Genomic DNA, 20,265 nt, shown 5'->3' on the forward strand with positions numbered 1-20,265 from the left:
ATCATCGCCGACGTCTCCGGATACCAACTCAAATAACCACCAAGCCCCTAAGGGCAGAAGAAGGTCCCGTCTGATGCCATCAGACGGGACCTTCTTCATTGCCGAGCCTGAGCCGGGTTACGCAGGCGCAACCGCACGGGACGGTTCGGGAATCTGTTCGATCCGGCCCAGCACCACGACGTACGAGATTATTCCTATCGCGGTCACGATCCCGGCGATGACGAAGGCGCCCGCAAAACTTCCGGTGGCCTCCACGACGAATCCGGTTACGATCGGGGCGGCCAATCCCAGAAGGTTTGCCGCTCCGTTGACAATACCGCCCAAAGAAGCCACCGATCCCCGGGGCGCGATGAGGGTAATGATGCTCTGACCCGTCGGAGCGTTGACAGCCAGCCCGGCAGCGCCGATCGAGAGATAGACCATCACGGCAACGATGTCGTGGGTCGTCACGGTTCCCGCGACGCCCAGCGCACCAACCAAGCTGAAGACCAGGAAGGCCCGCCGGGTCTTCGTCGGGTCAAATCCACGCCGGATGAGCCGATCCACCAACCACCCAGCAATGGCGAGCTCGGCGATAACCGCCACAAGCCAAGGAATCACGGAGTATATTCCGCTGCTCAGAACGCTCATGCCTTGCGACTTTTCCAGGACACCAGACCGGCCACAACTCCGGCGTCGTCCACGCCGGGCTCTACTACGAACCCGGCTCGCCCAAGGCCCGGCTCTGCCGCCGCGCAGTCGATCTGCTGGCCGAATACGCCGCCAAGAACAACATCGCCTACGACGAATGCGGAAAGGTTGTAGTAGCCCGGACCAACCTCGAGCTCGAGCGGCTGCACAGCATCTTCGAACGGGCCAAGGCTAACGGCGTCCCCGACGTCGCCATCATCGACCGCGAGCGGCTGCGTGAGCTGGAACCGGGGTGCACCGGAGGGATCGCCGCGCTGCACTCTCCGCATACCGCCATCATCGATTACCCCGGACTGACCCGGTCGCTCGGCGAAGACGTCAAGGCCGACGGCGGCCAGATCCGCCTCGGCGTTCGTGGAGCCCCCTGTCGGATTCGAACCGACGACCCCCGCTTTACAAGAGCGGTGCTCTGGCCAACTGAGCTAAGGAGGCGCGCCCCGGCGAATCGGGACTGATACCCGGCGGACCGGGATGACGCCCCGGCGAGCCGGAGCTGGTGCGCGCGAGCGCTAGATAAGGGTAGCCCAAGACCTCCCGCCCACGGAAATTCCAGCGGACGGGAGGCCGAAGGCCGGGGTACTACTTCTTAGCGGTGATGGCCGCGTTCAGTACCGTCATGAAGTCCGCCTTGTTGTCCCATTGCTGGCCGTCGATGAAGACCGTGGGCGTGCCGGCGATCCCGATGTTCTTGGCCTCTTGCGTGACTACCTTGACGAAAGGCCGGTAGGTCTTGTTGTCGATGCAGGAGTCGATGTTGGCCGATCCGGCCTGGGTGGCCAACTTCTTGAGGTCGTTGTCCGAAATGCCCGGGCTGCCTTCGGCTGGCTGCTGCGCGTAGAGCAGGTCGACGAGGGCCGAGTACTTGTCCGGCGAGGTGTTCGCCACGCACGCTGCGGCGTTGGCTGCGCGGGAGGAGTAGTTGGTGCTGGAGCTGGCGTCCAGGAAGCCGAACGGACGGTACTCAAGAGTGATCTTGCCGTCGTTGCGCAATTGGGTCAGCTGCTGGCTGTAGGTGCTCTCGAAGTTCTTGCAAATGGGGCAGATGAAGTCGATGTACGCCACAACCTTGACGGGCTTTCCAGCTTCGGCCTCGGCACCGGGTGCGGTGACTGTGGCAGGCGGGGTGGCCGGGGCAGCCGGCAGGGACGCCAAGCTTACGCTGCCTGCAGGCACCTTGGCCACATCGGTGCCCTTGAGCAGCGTCACGCCGCCGTGCACGTTGGCGTTCGCCGGCGTCGGGCCCTGATCGGCGATCGGCGCGTTGTTGGCGATGGTCTGGGCGGTCACGAGGCCGATGACCGCGAGGATCGCCACGACGGCAACCACGATTCCCCATCCGATGAGCAACTTGTTGCGCTTGTCTTTCTTCAGCTGAGCTTCGCGGATGGCGCGGGCCTTTTCTCGTGCCTGGGCGGTGCGCTCTGCCTTGGACAGGCGTGGTTCGTTTGCGGGGCTCATCAGTTCCTCGTGATTGATCGACGGCGTTGGTGTTGGCAATCGCAACGGTGCCAGTTTACGGGAGGCGACTGGAAGCATTGCTGGGCTCTTCGACTCCCGTCTGACGAACGAGCAAGCGTCCTTGATGATTCCCGCCGGTAGGGTGGAAGTGAGTCACGAGCAACCCCAGGGAGCAGCAATGCAAGAAAAGGTAAGCGAAAAAACTGACAACGCGCCCGAAGGAAACCAGGCTCCAAACGCCCGGAAGCACGATTTCATCGTGGTCTCCAACCGCCTTCCAGTAGACCGGTACTCCAGCGACGACGGGGAAAACGGCGAGGAAGGCTGGCGGCGCTCCCCGGGCGGCCTGGTGACTGCCCTCGCGCCGATGATGACCAAGGCCGAGGGCTCATGGGTGGGCTGGCACGGCGCCCCGGACGAGGTGTTGGAGCCCTTCAGCCACAGTGGCATGGATCTGATTCCCGTGGCACTGAGCACGGACGATGTTGAGCACTATTACGAAGGGTTCTCCAACGCGACCCTGTGGCCGCTCTACCACGACGTCATTGCTCCACCGGAGTTTCACCGGACATGGTGGGACAGCTACCGCCGCGTCAACCGCCGCTTCGCCGACGCCGTCATCCAGTACGCGGACCGCGGAGCCACCGTGTGGGTGCAGGACTACCAACTCCAGCTCGTGCCGAGCATGCTCCGCCAAGCCCGCCCGGACCTGCGCATCGGCTTCTTCAACCACATCCCGTTCCCGGCCCCGGAGATCTTCGCCCAATTGCCGTGGCGCCAGGCCATCATCGAAGGACTGCTCGGCGCCGACCTGGTGGGATTCCAGCGCTCCAGCGACGCGGCAAACTTCCTTCGCTCGGCACGCCGCTTCGTTGGCGCGAGTGTCAAGCAGCAGCAGGTCCTGGTCAAGGGGCCGGATGGGCAGACCAGCCACATTGCCCGCGCACAGGCCTTCCCGATCTCCATTGCGGTGGACCAGATCAGCGAGCTCGCGGAGCGTCCGGACATCATCGAGCGTTCCCGGCAGATCCGCGAGGACCTCGGCAACCCCAAGACGATCCTCCTGGGCGTGGACCGCCTCGACTACACCAAGGGCATCCCCCACCGCTTGAAGGCCTTTGAGGAACTCCTCAAGGAAGGCCGGCTCACCGTGGAGGACGCCACGCTGATCCAGGTTGCGAGCCCCAGCCGCGAGCGCGTGCGGCAATACAGGCTCTTGCGCGAAGAAATTGAAGGCACCGTAGGCCACATCAACGGCACCTATGACACCATGCAGAACACCGCCGTCCGCTACCTCCACCACAGCTACCCGGTGGAGGAAATGGTCGCCCTCTACCTAGCGGCCGATGTCATGCTGGTCACCGCGTTGCGGGACGGCATGAACCTCGTGGCCAAGGAATATGTCACAGCACGGACCAACACCACCGGCGCCTTGGTCCTCAGTGAATTCACCGGCGCGGCCGATCAACTCAAACAAGCGCTCCTCATAAATCCGCATGACATCGATGGCCTCAAGAACACGATCATGAGGGCCGTGAACATGTCCCCGAACGAATCCCGCCGTCGGATGAAGTCGATGCGCAAGCAAATCCTCGACCACAACGTCGATCATTGGTCAGCCGAATTCCTCTCGGCCCTGGCGGAAACCGCGGTGCGCGATGACTTCTGAGACACAGGCCACTCCCCCATTGAGCCTGCCCCCCGAGCTGCTCGACGCCGTTCGCAGGATCGCGGGCACCGAACACCTTTTGGTGGCGATGGACTTTGACGGCACCATCTCCCCGATCGTGGACCACGCCGACGCCGCACGGCCGCTCGCCCGCTCAGCCGCCGCTCTCGTCGAACTCGCCAAACTCCCGAGGACGACGACGGCGCTCATCTCGGGGCGCGCACTGGCGAGTTTGCGGGCGGTCGCCTCGCCCCCTGAGGCCACGCTGCTGATCGGCAGCCATGGAGCAGAAGCCTGGATGGGCCCCGGCTCGGCGGAACTCCGGCTCGACGACGACCAAAGGGAACTCCTTGCCGAAGTCCGCGAGGTCTTGGCCGGAATCTCGCAGGAAGCTCCGGGAACGGTCCTCGAAGACAAGCCTGCCGGCGTCGTGCTCCATACCCGTCAGGCCGCCGATGACGTGGCCGAGGACGCCGTTACCGCTGCCCGTGCGGCACTCGAGGCCCGTCCGGGGGTTTTCCTCAAGAACGGCAAACGGGTTCTCGAAACCTCGGTGGTGCATGCCTCCAAAGGCGAGGCTGTCGAGTTCCTGCGCCAGGCGACCTCGGCAACCGGGATCCTTTTCGCCGGCGACGATGTGACGGATGAGGACGCAATCGCCAGGCTCCGCGCCGGGGACGTCGGGGTGAAGGTTGGTCTGGATTTCACCCAGGCCGAGTTCCGTGTCGAGGCTCCCGTCCACGTCGCTGAGCTTTTGGAGACCGTACTTCGCGAACGGCGCCGCGAGGTCTTGCGAGACACACCTCATATGTGACGTTCGTAACATATGGGCGAATAACCCGGGTTGCTGCCATACTCTTGGTTGTGATGTGGCGCACAAGAACCGTGCGGCGTCGCTCAGCCTCCCCTGCCCGGGCCAAGCCCGTGGCGGGGAGTCCAATTAAATAAACATGAACCATTCACAACGGATCGTCCGGCACGTACCTGCCGGTGAAGGGATTGATAACTGTGGCAACAGTTACTTTTGATAACGCTACGCGTCTGTACCCGGGCACAGATAAGCCCGCCGTCGATAAGCTCAACATCGACATCGCCGATGGCGAATTCCTGGTCCTCGTCGGACCCTCCGGTTGCGGTAAGTCCACCTCCCTGCGCATGCTCGCAGGCCTCGAAGACGTGAACTCCGGGCGCATTCTGATCGGTGACCGCGATGTCACCGACGTTCCGCCGAAGGACCGCGACATCGCAATGGTCTTCCAGAACTACGCGCTGTACCCGCACATGACGGTTGCGGACAACATGGGCTTCGCACTCAAGATCGCCGGCGTTTCCAAGGAAGAGCGCGCCGAGCGTGTCCGCGAAGCAGCCAAGCTTCTTGACCTTGAGCAGTACCTGGACCGCAAGCCGAAGGCGCTCTCCGGTGGCCAGCGCCAGCGTGTTGCCATGGGCCGTGCAATCGTCCGTAACCCGCAGGTCTTCCTCATGGACGAGCCGCTCTCGAACCTCGACGCCAAGCTCCGCGTCCAGACCCGTACGCAGATCGCATCCCTGACCCGCCGGCTCGGTGTCACTACCGTCTACGTCACGCACGACCAGGTCGAGGCCATGACCATGGGTGACCGCGTTGCCGTTCTCAAGGACGGTCTGCTGCAGCAGGTAGACACCCCGCGCAACCTGTACGACCGCCCGCAGAACGTCTTCGTGGCCGGCTTCATCGGCTCCCCTGCCATGAACCTGCTGGAACTGCCCGTCGTCGACGGCGGCGTCCAGTTCGGCGGCACGGTTTACCCTGTGCAGCACGACGTCCTCGAAGAAGCACACGGCCGCACGGTCACCCTCGGTACCCGTCCCGAGGACCTGGAATCCGCTCCCTCGGGCGAAGGCCTCCAGGTCGAGGTCGACGTCGTCGAAGAGCTCGGTGCCGACGCTTACGTCTACGGCCACACCACGCTGGACGGCAAGGACCACGACATCGTGGCGCGCGTCGACGGCCGCCGTCCTCCGATGAAGGGCGAGTCCATCTGGGTACGTCCGCAGCAGGGCCACGTGCACCTGTTCGACACCAAGTCCGGCCTTCGCCTGGGCGACTAATCCCCACCACCCCCCTAACCTCGCTCCGCTTCGGCTAGGGAACCCTGCCGGCGTGGGCCCAGATAAGTCGCACGGCGGCCCCTCCACTGGACGGGCCGCCGTCGTCGTTAACAACAGCCTCCATAGGGAAGAATTGACCCCATGACCGAGCAAAGCGGTGCCAAGTGGCATGACGAACCCACAGACTACGCGCAGATCGGCAAACTTCCGCGTACCGAGGCTGCGAGCGCCAATGACGCGGCGCCGCCGGCGGGTGTCATCGGATCCCTCAACATCACCGCCGCGGCGGCCGATCCCGAGCTCCTGGACCTGCCATGGCACATCGCACTCGAGGACTGGCCCGCCGCGTACCTCGCCGCGCTGCCCCGCGGTATCTCCCGGCACATCGTGCGTTTCGCACATTTGGGCGGCTCCGTCATCGCCATCAAAGAAACGTCCGAGCACGTTGCCCGGCACGAATACCACATGCTCCGCAAGCTGGCACGGATGGATGTGCCTTGCGTCGAGCCGGTCGCGGTCATCACTGGCCGCACGACTGTTGACGGCAAGCCCCTGAACCCGGTGCTGGTCACCCGGCACCTCAAGTTCTCCATGCCGTACCGCGCACTCTTCTCCCAGATGCTGCGCCGGGACACCCTGACCAGGCTTATCGACGCCCAAGCGCTGCTCTTGGTCCGCCTGCACTTGATCGGTTTCTATTGGGGCGACGTTTCCCTGTCCAACACTTTGTTCCGCCGCGACGCCGGCGCGTTCGCCGCGTACCTGGTGGATGCCGAGACCGGCGAGCTGTATCCCGATCTGTCGATGGGCCAACGGGAATACGATTTGGAGATCGCCCGCGTCAACATCGCCGGGGAACTCATGGACCTGCTCGAAGGCGGGCTGATCGAGGAGAAGGTGGATCCGGTGGCGACGTCGGAGCTCATCATGGACTCCTACCGCCGGCTGTGGGCGGAACTCACCGAAAAGGAATCGTTCGAGCTCGACGAACGGTGGCGCGTGGGCGCCCGCATCCGCCGCCTCAACGAACTCGGCTTCGACGTCGAGGAATACGCGATCAAGACCACTCCGGACGGCTCAACCATTCAGCTCCAGCCCAAGGTGGTCGACGCCGGGCATCACCAGAGGCGTCTTCTCCGCCTCACGGGTTTGGATGCGCAGGAGAACCAGGCCCGGCGGCTGCTCAACGACATGGACCAGTTCCGGGCGGACAACAACCCGGACATGGATGAGGAAATCAGCGCCCACACGTGGGTCAGCCAGATCTTCGAGCCGATCGTCCGATCCATCCCGCGCGACCTCGCAGGCAAGCTTGAGCCCGCGGAAGTAGTCCACGAAGTCCTCGAGCACCGCTGGTACATGAGCGAGAAGCAGGACAGCTACATCCCCTTGGCTGAAGCCGTGCAGTCCTACCTGGACACCATCCTGCGCCATCGGCGTGACGAGGCAGCCATCATGCTCAATCCGGACACCGCGATGCTCAAGATCCTCGACGCTGAAGCCGAGGAATCCCGGTACGACGAGGACGAATATCCGGACTCCGACGACTAGCGCGGGGCTTTAGGGCTCCAACGTCTGCGCGAGCCCCTTGAGCACGGGCTCACGTCCGAGCTCGATGTGGGAGTAGGCCAGCGTGTAGGCGAGGTCCGCCTTGCCGCCGAGGATGGCGTTGCACAATTCCATGTGCTCGTCGCGCTGCAGTTCGTTGCTGCGGTTGTGGGCCAGCCCGAAGATCCAGCGCATGCGGCCGAACAACGGCTTGACCGATTCGATCAGCAGCCGGTTTCCGGACAGCCGGACGATTTCGGCGTGGAAGGCCGCGCTGAGGCGTACAACGTCGTCACTCCGGCCGTCGTCGATCGCTTGCCTCGCATCGTCGAGGAGTTCCCGCAGGCGGCCGCCCGGTTCGCCTGCCGCGACGCGGGCGGCGGCCATCCGGGCCGCGAACGTTTCCAGGCACAGCCGCACGTCGAAGAGTTCGTTGACATCGGTGAGCGTCAATTGGCGCACCACGGCGCCCCGGCGGGGGAAGGTTTCCACGAAGCCGTCCTGCTCAAGGCGTTGGATGGCCTCCCGTACCGGGATTCGCGAAACGTTGTAAAGCTCGGAGAGCTCCCGTTCGCGCAGACGCGCACCCTGTTCGTATTTCCCCGCCACGATTGCCTCAAGAACCAGCTGGTAGACCTGTTCGGCCAAGGCTTCGTCGTCGCGGGCTGTCAACGTTTCCGGCATCGGCTTCGGCCTCCTTTCGATTCCCCTCGTCCTGCATTCCACCCGAGCATACACGGCAGGAAACAGCTCTTTCGCTGCCTTGGGAAAGGCGTTGCGAAGTGAAGACACGAACTAGCCCTCGTTCCGTGTTTGGTATCCCAGATTGCCGCATTTTGTGATTTACATCGCAAGAAACGTGCTCTAGTCTTTTTTTGGTATACAAAAAGTTCCGGAGCTTGCTCCTTGGACCATGAAACGAGCACCCCGTTGACCCAGCTACAGTCCAGCGCCGAACCTACTGCTGCGAGTCCGTCCTCCCCCACGTCCCCAGCCACATCGTCGAGTACTTCCCCGCGCGCCTCAACCGCAGAGGCACGGTCGCTCCTGGCCACGGCTTGGCTGCGGATCCGCCGGAGCAAAATCGCATTGTTGAGCCTGGGCGTGGTGACCGCGATCATCCTGTTCGCCATCCTCGGTCCGCTGCTCAGCACAATGTCCGGCAACGATCCCTTCACCTCCAACACCAGCCCGGACGTACTGGATGACCTCCAGACCCCCGGATTGCCGCTCCCCGGATACATGTACCCTTCGGCGAGCCATTGGCTGGGCGTGGAACCCGGCTTGGGGCGCGACCTCTTTGCCCGCCTCGCCTCGGGTGCCCAGGTCTCCCTCACCATTGCTTTGCTGTCCACCGCGGTCTCAGTGGCCCTGGGAACCGTCATCGGCGCAGCCGCGGGCTATTTCGGCGGGAAGACGGACGCCGTCATCAGCCGGATCATGGATCTCTTCCTCGCCTTCCCGCACCTCCTGCTGGTCCTCTCCCTGACCCCCATCCTGCAGTCACGGCTCCGCGATACCCCGCTGGGCCAAGGCAGCTTCCTCCCGATGGCATCCCTCGTGATCATCCTGGGCTTCTTCGGGTGGGCATACCTCGCCCGGATCGTCCGCGGCCAAGTCCTGAGCCTCCGCGAGCGCGAGTTCGTCGAGGCAGCCCGGTCCTTCGGCGCCTCGCACCTGAGCGTGTTGTTCCGGCAGATCATTCCGAATGTCATGGGAGTTGTCCTCGTCTATGCCGCCATGCTCATCCCTACGAACATCTCCGCGGAGGCAGCGCTGTCCTTCCTCGGCGTCGGCGTCAAGGACCCCACTCCGTCGTGGGGCCAAATGCTCAACGCAGCCCAATCCGGCAACTGGTACCTCAGCGATCCGTGGTTCCTGGCCGTGCCCGGCGCCATGCTCATCCTCACCGTCCTTGCGTTCAACCTCCTCGGCGACGCCGTGCGCGATGCCCTGGACCCCAAGGCCTCACGCCACTGATCCCCATCAACCTCCATATAACCCACCCCATGAGGAGCACAATGAATACCCCCACCAGAGCGCTGGCGCTTGCCGTAGTGATTACCACTGCCGCCTCAGGCTGCGCGGCCGGCCAAAACCAGCCCGGCGCCACCGCCTCCGGCGCTTCGAGCAACGAGCAGGCCCCCGAGGTGGTCAAGCCCGGTTTCACCACCAGGGGCGGCAACATCAACGTCCTGATGTCCTCCGATTTCCAAACCTTGGACCCGGGCAACAGCAACTACGTCCAAACAGCCAACGTCGGCCAGCTGTACTACAGGAACCTCACCATGGCGAAGGAGACGGCCGGCCAGCCGCCCACCATCGTCCCGGACCTCGCCACGGACACGGGCCAGGTGTCCAAAGACGGACTCACCTGGACCTTTACCCTTCAAAAGGGCGTCAAGTTCGAGGACGGCCGTCCCATTACCTCCGCCGACGTCAAGTATGGAATCGAACGGACCTTCGCCCAGGACGTCTACACCCAAGCACCGCAAGAGCTCAACGCAGCCCTCGACGCCGGTGGCTACAAGGGTCCGTACAAGGACCCTTCCGCTGACCTCAAGGCCGTTGAAACGCCCGACGAACGCACCATCGTTTTCCATTTCAAGAAGCCGTTCGCCGAATTCCCTGCCTTGGCCTCCCGTTCGAACACTTCCCCGGTCCCCAAGGACAAGGACACGAAGCTGGACTACACCAACCACCCGGTGTCTTCCGGACCCTACATGGTTGATTCCTACAGCCGGGGCAAGTCGCTCAAGCTGGTGCGCAACCCGAATTGGGACCCGTCCACTGACCCTAACCGGACGGCGCTTCCGGACACCTTCAGCTTCTCGCTCTCCACCTCCCAGGCCACCATCAGCCAGCAGCTCCTGGCCAACTCCGATCCCAATGCCCTGACCCTGGACTCCAACGGCGCACTCCAGACGTCCGACGCAGCCAAGCTCACTGATGCCAGCGTCAAGGACCGGGTAGCTTCGGGACTCTTGGGCTGCAACGACGTCCTGAGCCTCAACACCGAGAAGATCACCGATCCTGACGTCCGAAAGGCCATCGCCCTCGCGTTGGATCGTCAGTCCATCCTGGTCCAGTACGGCGGCCGCCGGTTTGGAGAACTCACCCAGTCCCCGCTCAACGCCAAGATGCACGGCTACGTTCCCCAAGATCTGGAGATCGACCCCGCCGGGAAGCCCAAACTGGAGGAAGCCAAGAAGCTCCTTGAGGGCAAAACCTATCCAAAGAGCCTCACCTACGGGTACGCCAACAACCGGGACGCTTACAAGAACACCGGCACTGTGATCCAGCAGAACCTCAAGGCCTTGGGCATCGACGTGCAGCTCGTTCCGATCCCGGCCCCGAACTACTACTCCGTCCTGGCCAGCGACCAACTGCCGGATATTGCGCGCTCGGGCTGGTGCGGCGGTGCCGACCCCGCGTCCGTGCGGACGTCTGCCGATCCGATCCTGGGCCCGAACAACGACGGCACCAGCTACGGCTTCTCCAACACCTCGCGCTACTTCGACCCGCACGTTTCCAAGGCCATGTACGAGCTGCGGAACACGGCCGGAACCTCGGAGGAACTAGGCAAGCAGTGGTCCGAAGCGTTCGGCAAGGCCCTCAAGACCTACCCGATCATCCCGCTCATCCGCAGCCACACCAACAGCGTTGTGGGGTCGAACATCCGCAACGCCCAAGTGGGCTACTTCTTCGGCGGAATCGATCTCTCGATCGTCGGCGTCGAGCACTAACCGGGCCAGCACAGAAGGGAGGCGGGCCGTCCGGCGAGCGCCGGACGGCCCGCAACCACCACCATGACCAGATTCATCTTTCGCCGGGCAGGATCGCTGATCCTGCTTCTCGTCACCGTCAGCTTCATCACCTTCACCCTTTTCCAGCTTGGACCGGCCGATCCCGCGTCGGCCGCCTGCGGCCAGGAATGCACCCCCGAACGCATTACCGAAGCCCGTGTGGCCCTCGGCATGGACCATCCTTTCCTCATCCAGTACCTCGACTACATGCGGGGATTGGTCTCTCCGCGCATGATCGGTGCCCCCGGAGCCGAATCGATCTGCCAATGGCCGTGCCTGGGCAAATCGTTCCAAACCAATGAAAACGTCTCGGACATCATCGCCCGCTCCCTGCCGTACACGCTCTCCATCGCCGTCGGCGCCCTCGTGCTCTGGACCATTTCCGGCGTCGGACTCGGTTTGCTGGCCGCCCTCAGGAAGGGATCCGCGACGGACAAGTTCATCGTCGGCGCGGCGTCCGTCGGCGTCTCCTTGCCGATCCCGGTTACCGGCCTCTTCCTGCTGTTGGTCTTCGTCAACCAATTGCACCTCCTTCCGTTCACGACGAACGAGATCAACGGTGCCTTCGGTCCGCATGGCCCGTGGGCGTGGGTGCTCAACTACTTCCTGCCTTGGGTTGCCCTCGCGGTGCTTTTCAGCGCGGCCTACATTAGGGTCACCCGGACCAACATGATCGAGACTTTCAGCGAAGACTTCATCCGGACAGCCCGAGCGAAGGGGCTTGCTCCCCGGATAGTGACGTTCAAGCACGGGGTCCGGGCCGGTATCACTCCAGTGGTCACCATGCTCGGCATGGACATCGGGCTCCTTCTCGGCGGCGCCGTCCTCACCGAGCAGATCTTCTCCGTCCCGGGTCTCGGATTCACGGCCGTCCGCGCCGCCATTTCAGGCGACCTTCCGGTCACCATGGCCATCACCATGCTGGCCGCATTCTTTGTCATCGTCGCGAATGTCGCCGTCGACCTCGCCTACGCCGCCATCGATCCCCGAGTGAGGCTCCAATGACCCAGCTCCAACCCAGTTCGCCCGCTTCGGCCAACGAAACCGGCGCCTTCCTGGAGGTCCGGAACCTGTCCGTGAAGTTCCCCACCGACGATGGCCTGGTCTCGGCGGTGAACGGCATGGACTTCTCCCTGGAACGCGGACAAACCCTCGGCATCGTCGGTGAGTCCGGCTCGGGCAAATCGGTCACGAGCCAAGCCCTCATGGGACTGCTCAAGGGAACATCTGCGCAGGTCACAGGCCAGGCGTTGTTCCAAGGCAAGGACTTGGTCACTCTGCCCGAGTCCCGGATGCGCCAACTGCGTGGCCGGAACATCGGGATGATCTTCCAGGATCCCCTCTCTGCCCTGCACCCCTTCTTCACGGTGGGCGAGCAGATCGCCGAGGCATACCTCGTCCACAACACGGCGAGCAAGAAGCAGGCGCGGGCGGCCGCCGTCGACATGCTTGGCCGGGTGGGCATTCCCAGTCCCGAACAGCGCTACGACGAATACCCGCACCACTTCTCCGGAGGGATGCGCCAACGGGCCATGATCGCGATGGCTTTGATTTGCGAGCCGGAGCTGCTCATCGCAGACGAACCAACCACGGCGCTGGACGTTACCGTGCAAGCACAGATCCTGGATCTCATGTCCGAACTCCAGCAGGAAACCAACTCAGCGCTCATACTCATCACGCACGATCTTGGCGTGGTGGCCGAAGTCTGCGATTCCGTGCTGGTCATGTACGGCGGCCAGTGCGTCGAATCCGGGCCAGTGGACGAAATCTTCTACGACACGCAGCATCCCTACACGCTCGGCCTCCTCAAATCGATGCCAACCCTCAACAGTTCAGCACGCAGGCTCAACCCCATTCCGGGCCAACCGCCGTCGCTCCTCGACCTTCCGAAGGGCTGCATTTTCAGCGCTCGGTGCGACTACGCGGCCCTCGCCGGCGACGGCGTATGCGCAAGCACTCGGCCGGGGCTCGTCGTCGAGGGCGGTCACGGCACGCGCTGCCACCTGGACCGCCGTCAGATCCTTACCCTTCGGAATACGCGTTAGGACCCGCCATGGACACGCAGGCAATTCTCCACGTGCAGAACCTCCAAAAGCACTTCCCCATCAAGGGCGGGCTCTTCTCCCCGAAAGGGTCAAAGAGAGTCAAGGCGGTCGACGGCGTCTCGTTCAGCCTCGCGCGCGGCCAGACTTTGGGGCTCGTGGGTGAGTCGGGGTGCGGAAAGTCGACCACGGGACGCATGGTTGCGCGGCTGATGGACCCTACCGGCGGACGGATCGTGATCGACGGCGTCGACATCAGCCAGCTCGGAGGCCGCGAGCTGTACAACTTCCGCCGCAAAGTCCAAATGATCTTCCAGGACCCCTTCGCCTCGCTCAACCCACGGCAAACGGTGGGCACGGCCATCGCGGCACCGATGCTGGCGCAGAAGATCAACCCCTCAGGCGGCATGAAGAACCGGGTCAAGGAACTCCTGGAACAGGTAGGCCTCAAGCCCGAGCACTACAACCGCTTCCCGCACGAGTTCTCCGGGGGCCAGCGCCAGCGCGTGGGCATCGCCCGAGCCATCTCGCTGAACCCCTCCGTGATCGTATGCGACGAGCCCGTTTCCGCCCTCGATGTCTCGGTGCAGGCCCAAGTAGTCAACCTGCTTCAGGAAATTCAGCGTGACACCGGGGTTGCGTACATCTTCATCGCCCACGATCTTTCCGTGGTCCGGCACATTTCGCACGATGTGGCGGTCATGTACCTCGGCAAGATCGTGGAACGGGGGCCAAGGGATGAACTGTTCCACGATCCGAAGCACCCCTACACGAAGGCGCTGTTGTCCGCCGTGCCATTGCCGGATCCCAACGCCGCCCGCCTGCAGCAAAAGATCCGGCTGCGGGGAGACCTCCCGTCGCCGGCAAATCCGCCCAGCGGCTGCGTGTTCCGCACCCGTTGCCCGTTGTTCAGCACCCTGGGCGAAGAACAGCAGCAGCGTTGCATCACTGAAATTCCCGCCCCAGCCAGCACGGCTGCCCCGGCCTGCCACCATTCGGGTATGGCAGCGGCGGCCCTTGCTGATGTGCAATAGTCCCAATACCAAAAGGAGCAATACATTGAACACCTTGATCCGCGCCGTCCGACCGTGGGGACAAGCGCTGAGCGACGTCCTTATCGCGGACGGCAAGATCGCCGGCGTCGAACCGCACGACCCTGCGCGCGCAGCCCCTACCGGCACCGCAGGCGCTAACGCGCGAGGCGACGCCGCCGTCGTCGAAGGCCGCGGGCGCCTCTTGGTGCCGTCGTTCTCGGACGTCCATGTCCACCTGGACTCCACCCGCATCGGCCTGCCGTTCCGCGAACACACCGGCGGACCCGGCGTGTGGACCATGATGATCAACGACCGGCGGAACTGGCGCAATGCTGAGGTTCCGCTGCAGGAACGGGTCAACAACACCCTCGGACGGATGATCGCCCGCGGCACCACCCGCGTGCGATCGTACGCGCAGATCGACGTCGATTGCCGCCTTGAGCGCTTCGAGGCAGTCGTGGCCGCGAAAGAACGGTTCAAGGACCAGGCCGACGTCGACATCATCGCCTTCCCGCAGGCGGGCCTCCTCCTCGAGGAAGGCACCGTCCCGCTCATGGAAGACGCACTGAGGGCCGGCGCCAATGTGATGGGCGGCATCGATCCGTGCAGCCTGGACCGCGACCCGGCCCGCCACCTGGACATCGTGTTCGGCCTGGCCGAGAAGTACCAGGTGCCCATCGACATCCACCTCCATGAGCCGGGCGAGCTGGGCGTCTTCAGCACGGACCTGGTGATTGAGCGGACGCGGGCCCTGGGAATGCAGGGCAAGGTCACCATGTCCCACGCCTACCAACTGGGCAGCGTCAACGAGGCCACCACGCGCCGCCTCATCGACGAGTTCGCCGAACTGGACATCTCCATGGCGTCGGTGGCCCCGGGCTCAGTGGGCGTGGCGAGCCAGCTGCCCATCCCGCTGCTCGCCGAAGCCGGCGTCCGTCTGGGCTTGGGCGAGGACGGCCAGCGCGACTACTGGTCCCCTTACGGCAACACGGACATGCTCGACCGCACGTGGCAGCTCGCCTTCACCCACGGCTTCCGCCGGGACGAACTCATCGAGCACTGCCTCGCGATCGCCACCATCGGTGGCGCGAGCATCCTGGATCCCTCCGCCACGCGCTTGAAGGGCACGGCCCACCGCCCCGGCCTGGAGGCAGGAGACCCCGCCGAACTCCTGCTGCTCGACGGCGAAACGGTCGCCTCCGCCATCATGGACCGCGGCACCGATCGAACCGTGATCCACCGCGGCAAGGTCGTGGCGGACCAGCTCGAACTCGCCTAGGGCCGCGCTGGAACAAAGCGGCCGGTCCCTTGCCAGGGACCGGCCGCTTTTCTTTCTGGCTAGCGCCCGACGGCGGCGGGCTCGGTCACGCGCTCGGACTCGGCTTCTGCGATGGACACAGCCGGCCCGCGCACCGCGAGGAAGCCGGCCCCGGCGAGCAGCATCGCCTCAGTGGCCAGGGCCCAGAACGGAACGTCCCAACCGCCGGACCACTCATGCAGGAATCCCGTCGCCAAGGGCCCCAGGGAGGCGATGGCGAAGCCGAGCCCTTGGCTCATCGCGGACAGGCTGCCCGCACTCCCGGGTCCCGCTGAACGAATGACCACCAATGCCATTCCGAGCCCGAAACCTGCGCTCTGGACAATCCCGAGCAGGCCGACCAGCACGAACTGCATAGCGGCAGGTGCGGTCAGGACTCCCAGCAGGGCTGCCGCCACGAGCAGCCCCAACCCCGGAGCCATGAACCTCAAAACCGCAGTACGGCCCGCGAGGACGGGGGCCAGCAGGCTCGCGGGCAATCCCGCGACGCTGAACCAGGCCAGGAGACCAGCCGCGTCTGCCGGAGACTGGCCCTTCGACACCAGGAACACAGCGAGCCACGAGGTAATGGCGAAATAGAGCATGGCTTGCAGTCCGAAGAAGGCGGTCACAGCCCAGGCCGTCCGCTGCTTCCGTAGCGGGACGGTGCCGCCGTTCCCCGCGGCGCGGGCCGCCGTCGTCGTGCCGTCCCGCAGTCCAGCCGCCGACGCCGTTCCGCCGGCTCCGTCGGTTCCGCCGGCCCGCCCTGCCGTTTGACCGGAACGGTGGATCAGCGCTGCCGCCAGGAAGGCCGGAACGGCCCAAACGGCCAGCGCCCATGCAAGGCTCCCACCGAGGGCATGCTGAAGTGGCTGCACGAGCCCTGCGCCTAATGCCGCGCCCAGCCCGAAGCCCATGGTGCATAGCCCCGTCCACCAGCCGGTTCCGCGGTGGGCCTTGACGATCTGTGGCACCAGCACGCTGGCGGTCATGATGGCTGCCCCTGCCAGGAACGTCCCGGGCAGCAACAGTCCGGGCAGGGTCACGCGGGCGATCAGCGCCGCGGCGAGTACCAGAAGCGCCAGCGCCACGGCCTTTCCGGTCCCCAGGCGACGGGCCAGCCACGGACCACAGGGAGCCGAGACACCGAAGGCAAGCACGGGCAAGGCCCCAAGCAGCGGCAGCAGATGCCCGTCGACTCCGAAACCCGCCTGCAACTGACCCATGGTGCCGGCGATCGTCGTGATGGCCGGACGGAGATTGATGGAGACAAGCGCCAAAGCAACGAGTAACCAGGCAGTCCTTCGGCCTGTCCCAGCGGACGTACCGCGGCGCGGCTGTGCTTGTCCCATTGATCACCCTCCGGAATCCATTTTGGTATACCAAATAAGGTTAGAGGGATTGTTGGAGAAAGTAAACTGCGGCTATTTAGGGCAAAGGGACGTCCGGCCGGATCTTGTCGATCAGGCTTGGAATACCAAGGAGGTTAGATAGCTTTGCCGGGGTTGAGAATTCCGGTGGGGTCGAAAAGCTCCTTGACGCGGTGCTGGAGCGCCCGGACGGGCCCGGGTTGCTCAAGGCCGAGCCAACGCAGCTTGTACTGTCCCACCCCATGCTCGCCGGTGATGGTTCCGCCCATCGCCAGCGCGGCATCAATGGAGTCGTCGAGGGCCTTGTTGAGGCGGGACATGGCATCTGCGTCCACTTCTCCGTCCACGCGGTCCACCCAGAAAGTGGGGTGCAGGTTGCCGTCGCCCGCATGGGCCACCACCTTGAGCCGGACCTCGTGGGTGACGGACATGGCCTCGAGTGCTGCGACGTAGTCCACAAGCCGCGACCTCGGAACGGCAACGTCCTCGCCAACGCGGTATTCGTTGTCCACTTCGTCACCCCGGCTCGAGCGCCGCATTTCTATGAGGCGCTCGGCTTCCGCGCTGGATTCCGCCGTCACCGTGGCGCCGCCGGCCGCGAGCACGTCCCGTACCAAAGCTGCTTCCGCTTCAGCTCCAAAGCCGTCTGTCTGGATCAGCAGCAGAGCCTGCCCGCGGTTTGCGAGATCCGAACCGTAGTGTTCGTCGAGCTGGGCCAGCGTTCCGGCGTCGAGCATTTCCATGATGGCGGGCTGAACCCGGGCCCTGCCGACCCCCAGGACGCCCGCCGCGGCACTACGGAAGTCCGGATAGAACGCTGCCACGGTCTGCACCTCGCGGGGCAGGTAGCGCAGGCGCACCGTCGCGCCCACCACGATACCCAGCGTGCCTTCCGAACCCACAAACAGCGCTGTGAGATCGTATCCGGCCACGCCCTTGAAGGTCTGGTGGCCCGTGCGGATGAGCGAACCGTCGGCCAGGACAACGTCGAGCGCCAGCACCGAATCCCTTGTCACGCCGTATTTGGCGCAGCGCAATCCGCCGGCGTTCGTTGCCACATTGCCGCCGATCGTGGACATTTTGTAGCTTGCGGGGTCCGGTGCGTACATCAAGCCGTGTTCAGCCGCGGCGGCATTCAGGTCGGCGTTCACCACGCCGGGTTCGACGACGGCGGTCTCGTCGTCGGGGTTGAGCTGCAGGATGCGGTTCATGCGCACCAGGCTGAGCACGATGCATCCTTCGCTGGCGTGGGCGCCACCGGAAACCCCGGTGCCGGCGCCGCGGGCAACGATCGGAACAGCATGCTTGGCGCACGTGCGCACCACATGCTGCACGTCTTCAACTGATTCTGCGAACACCACAGCCAAAGGCAGCTGCAAGTCCAGGACGGGCCCTCGGTCTGCCGAATGGCTCGTCCGTGTCTGCTCGTCGAGGGCGACCTGCCCCGACGCGAGGCCAGCGAGCAGTTCATCGATGAACCCGGCCGGGCTTTTGCTTTGCTGGGTTGGATCCGCGGGGGAAAGGCGTCGGGCCATGACCACCTCGAGCCTGTCTTTGTCCTGCGGAAACGGCCGGCTGGCACCGGTATATTCAAAGCCGTGCCGCTCGTAGAACGCCTTGGCGCGGGCGTTGTCCTCGTGGACGCCCAGTTCGATCAGGCCGGCTCCGAGCTCGGCGGCTGCTACGGCGCAAGCCTCATCAAGCAACTGGTCAGCCAAGCCCAGGCCCCGATGCCCGGGTGCGACGTACACGCTGATCAGCATGGCTTGCAGCGGCAGGTCAGGATCCTGCGGCTGCTTGACGACTACGCGCATGAGCCCATGGATCGGGCTGCCGTCCGTCCCGTCGTCGGCTACAAGGGTGATGCTCGAGTCACCCGACATCGCGGCTGCGCGCTCCTGCCACTGGCCGTCGGTCTGCCGCCGGGCGGCCGCAAGGCTCTCCAGGTAGGCCATTGGCGTGTCCGACAGCATCTCCAACCGGACGTCGCGAAGCAATTGCCAGTCAGTCCGGCGGAGGCGGCGGATTCTATTCACGTCCGCCACCCATGAACCGGACATAGCGCTCGAGAACTCCGGGCCAGTCCGCAGCGTAATCCGCACGGGCCTGAGCGGGGTGTTCTGAGCCCTCCCAGCCGTCGTGCACCAGGCGAACTTCCGTACCTCCGTCAACCGGGCGGAAGGCCACGCGGAGTTCGGTGGACCACATCGCTGTGCTGCCCGGATACCAGCTCGCGTGGAAGGACATTGGCGGCTGCCAGTCGTCGATGGTCCCCCATATCGAGGTACGACCGTCGTCCGCGGTCTCGAGGATCAAATTCTCCTCGAACTCAACGTGCGACCCCTCCCCATACACGCTGTGCTCCTCCATCGGCCACCAGAGATGCGGGTGGTCGGTGAAGCCCATGAACGCATGCGCCACAGGCGAAGGCACGACGACGGTGCACACCACGGGTTCCAGCTCACCGGATGCCTCAGGCTGCGGTTCGGAGTCAGGCGCGGGGTGACTAAAGAGGCTTTCCATGTGCACCAACTTTACCGCCCGGCGACGCCTCTGCCCCGGACTAAATCCCTTCCCCAACCGACGCCCGGTCACATCAGGGCGCCCCCAACCCGACGCCCGGTCACATCCAGCCGCTCCCAACCCGACGCCCGGTCACATCCGGGGTGGCAGCCGTGGGCACATGGGTGCGCCGGGGTTGGGTTGTGACCGGTGATATGTGAGCCGGCGTTGGGCCCGGACCGGTAATAGGTGCGCCGGGGTCCGGGGAAACAGGCCCTTATGTGACCGACGGTCCAGGAAAACAAGCCTTTATCTGACCGACGGTCTGGGAAAACAGGCTCATACGTGACCGAGGGTCATTGACAGACGCCCGGTCACCTACGGCGGGTTTTTGGCCGACGCCCGCTCAGATCCGGTCACTCCCTGCNTGGGAAAACAGGCTCATACGTGACCGAGGGTCATTGACAGACGCCCGGTCACCTACGGCGGGTTTTTGGCCGACGCCCGCTCAGATCCGGTCACTCCCTGCCCGACGCCCGGTCACCCACGGCGCGCCCTTGGCGGACGCCCGGTCACGTATGGCGGGTTTTGGTCGGACGCCCGGTCACGTCTGGCGGGTTTTTGGCGGACGCCCGGTCACGTCTGGCGGGTTTTTGGCGGACGCCCGGTCACGTCTGGCGGGTTTTTGGCGGACGCCCGGTCACGTATCGCGAGTCATGGGCGGACGCCCGGTCACGTGTGGCGGGTCCTGGGCGGGT

16 protein-coding genes, 1 tRNA gene and 2 pseudogenes are annotated in these 20,265 nt (G+C 64.6%); 11 read left to right on the forward strand and 8 right to left on the reverse strand.

Annotation, left to right across the window (positions count from 1 at the left end; genetic code table 11):
* Positions 1–117: 117 nt before the first annotated feature.
* Positions 118–630 (reverse strand): MFS transporter, encoded by a 513-nt coding sequence (locus L0B83_RS18870; RefSeq protein ID WP_234760114.1) that lies wholly within the window; start codon positions 628–630, stop codon positions 118–120.
* On the opposite strand from L0B83_RS18870, the pseudogene L0B83_RS20055 reads away from it, so the two are divergent.
* Positions 606–980, forward strand: a pseudogene (locus tag L0B83_RS20055) (FAD-dependent oxidoreductase); the annotation flags it as partial. The gene L0B83_RS18870 and the pseudogene L0B83_RS20055 sit on opposite strands and share 25 nt — an antisense overlap.
* A 65-nt stretch (positions 981–1,045) precedes the next feature.
* Here the strand turns inward: L0B83_RS20055 and L0B83_RS18880 are convergent.
* Positions 1,046–1,122, reverse strand: a tRNA-Thr gene (locus tag L0B83_RS18880).
* Positions 1,123–1,269: 147 nt separating this feature from the next.
* Positions 1,270–2,148 carry a DsbA family protein gene (locus L0B83_RS18885; protein ID WP_234760116.1) on the reverse strand — a complete coding sequence of 293 codons (879 nt, stop codon included), beginning with the start codon at positions 2,146–2,148 and terminating at the stop codon, positions 1,270–1,272.
* Positions 2,149–2,326: 178 nt separating this feature from the next.
* Here L0B83_RS18885 and L0B83_RS18890 point away from each other — a divergent pair, with 178 nt between their 5' ends.
* The 4 genes from L0B83_RS18890 (at position 2,327) to L0B83_RS18905 (ending at position 7,459) form a co-directional block, all read left to right on the forward strand.
* Complete coding sequence (locus L0B83_RS18890) at positions 2,327–3,817, forward strand: alpha,alpha-trehalose-phosphate synthase (UDP-forming) (protein ID WP_234760117.1); 1,491 nt, start codon at positions 2,327–2,329, stop codon at positions 3,815–3,817.
* Complete coding sequence (gene otsB, locus L0B83_RS18895; protein ID WP_234760118.1) at positions 3,807–4,631, forward strand: trehalose-phosphatase; 825 nt, start codon at positions 3,807–3,809, stop codon at positions 4,629–4,631. Before L0B83_RS18890 ends, otsB begins: the two co-directional genes overlap by 11 nt.
* A 194-nt stretch (positions 4,632–4,825) precedes the next feature.
* On the forward strand, positions 4,826–5,908 hold the full coding sequence (locus L0B83_RS18900; protein WP_234760119.1) for an ABC transporter ATP-binding protein: 1,083 nt from the start codon (positions 4,826–4,828) through the stop codon (positions 5,906–5,908).
* Positions 5,909–6,049: 141 nt separating this feature from the next.
* The gene (locus tag L0B83_RS18905) at positions 6,050–7,459 is read left to right on the forward strand and encodes a DUF4032 domain-containing protein (protein ID WP_234760120.1); all 1,410 of its coding nucleotides are present in this window, start codon (positions 6,050–6,052) and stop codon (positions 7,457–7,459) included.
* A 9-nt stretch (positions 7,460–7,468) separates the two neighbouring features.
* On the opposite strand, the gene L0B83_RS18910 is transcribed toward L0B83_RS18905, so the two are convergent.
* Complete coding sequence (locus L0B83_RS18910; protein ID WP_234760121.1) at positions 7,469–8,140, reverse strand: GntR family transcriptional regulator; 672 nt, start codon at positions 8,138–8,140, stop codon at positions 7,469–7,471.
* A 363-nt stretch (positions 8,141–8,503) separates the two neighbouring features.
* Here L0B83_RS18910 and L0B83_RS18915 point away from each other — a divergent pair, with 363 nt between their 5' ends.
* The 6 genes from L0B83_RS18915 to L0B83_RS18940 all read left to right on the forward strand — a co-directional run bounded on the left by L0B83_RS18915 (position 8,504) and on the right by L0B83_RS18940 (position 15,617).
* Complete coding sequence (locus L0B83_RS18915) at positions 8,504–9,436, forward strand: ABC transporter permease (RefSeq protein WP_268821117.1); 933 nt, start codon at positions 8,504–8,506, stop codon at positions 9,434–9,436.
* Between the two features lie 41 nt (positions 9,437–9,477).
* Complete coding sequence (locus tag L0B83_RS18920) at positions 9,478–11,202, forward strand: ABC transporter substrate-binding protein (RefSeq protein ID WP_234760123.1); 1,725 nt, start codon at positions 9,478–9,480, stop codon at positions 11,200–11,202.
* Positions 11,203–11,265: 63 nt separating this feature from the next.
* Positions 11,266–12,267 (forward strand): ABC transporter permease, encoded by a 1,002-nt coding sequence (locus L0B83_RS18925; RefSeq protein WP_234760124.1) that lies wholly within the window; start codon positions 11,266–11,268, stop codon positions 12,265–12,267.
* Positions 12,264–13,307, forward strand: a complete 1,044-nt coding sequence (locus tag L0B83_RS18930) for an ABC transporter ATP-binding protein (protein WP_234760125.1) — start codon at positions 12,264–12,266, stop codon at positions 13,305–13,307. Before L0B83_RS18925 ends, L0B83_RS18930 begins: the two co-directional genes overlap by 4 nt.
* Positions 13,308–13,315: 8 nt before the next feature.
* Positions 13,316–14,338 carry an ABC transporter ATP-binding protein gene (locus L0B83_RS18935; protein ID WP_234760126.1) on the forward strand — a complete coding sequence of 341 codons (1,023 nt, stop codon included), beginning with the start codon at positions 13,316–13,318 and terminating at the stop codon, positions 14,336–14,338.
* 25 nt (positions 14,339–14,363) lie between these two features.
* The gene (locus tag L0B83_RS18940) at positions 14,364–15,617 is read left to right on the forward strand and encodes an amidohydrolase family protein (protein ID WP_234760127.1); all 1,254 of its coding nucleotides are present in this window, start codon (positions 14,364–14,366) and stop codon (positions 15,615–15,617) included.
* 59 nt (positions 15,618–15,676) lie between these two features.
* On the opposite strand, the gene L0B83_RS18945 is transcribed toward L0B83_RS18940, so the two are convergent.
* From L0B83_RS18945 to L0B83_RS18960, 4 genes and pseudogenes are all read right to left on the reverse strand, one after another.
* Entirely contained in the window at positions 15,677–16,987 is a 1,311-nt protein-coding gene (locus L0B83_RS18945) for an MFS transporter (protein ID WP_234760128.1), read from the reverse strand.
* 134 nt (positions 16,988–17,121) lie between these two features.
* On the reverse strand, positions 17,122–18,540 hold the full coding sequence (locus L0B83_RS18950; protein WP_234760130.1) for an FAD-binding oxidoreductase: 1,419 nt from the start codon (positions 18,538–18,540) through the stop codon (positions 17,122–17,124).
* Positions 18,541–18,591: 51 nt separating this feature from the next.
* Positions 18,592–19,065: pseudogene (locus L0B83_RS19950) on the reverse strand (GNAT family N-acetyltransferase); the annotation flags it as partial.
* A complete protein-coding gene (locus L0B83_RS18960) occupies positions 19,034–19,528 on the reverse strand; it encodes an SRPBCC domain-containing protein (RefSeq protein WP_234760129.1) in 495 nt (164 codons plus the stop codon). The pseudogene L0B83_RS19950 and the gene L0B83_RS18960, both read right to left, overlap by 32 nt.
* Positions 19,529–20,265: the final 737 nt, after the last annotated feature.

This window comes from Arthrobacter alkaliphilus (assembly GCF_021483235.1).
Lineage (GTDB): Bacteria > Actinomycetota > Actinomycetes > Actinomycetales > Micrococcaceae > Arthrobacter > Arthrobacter alkaliphilus.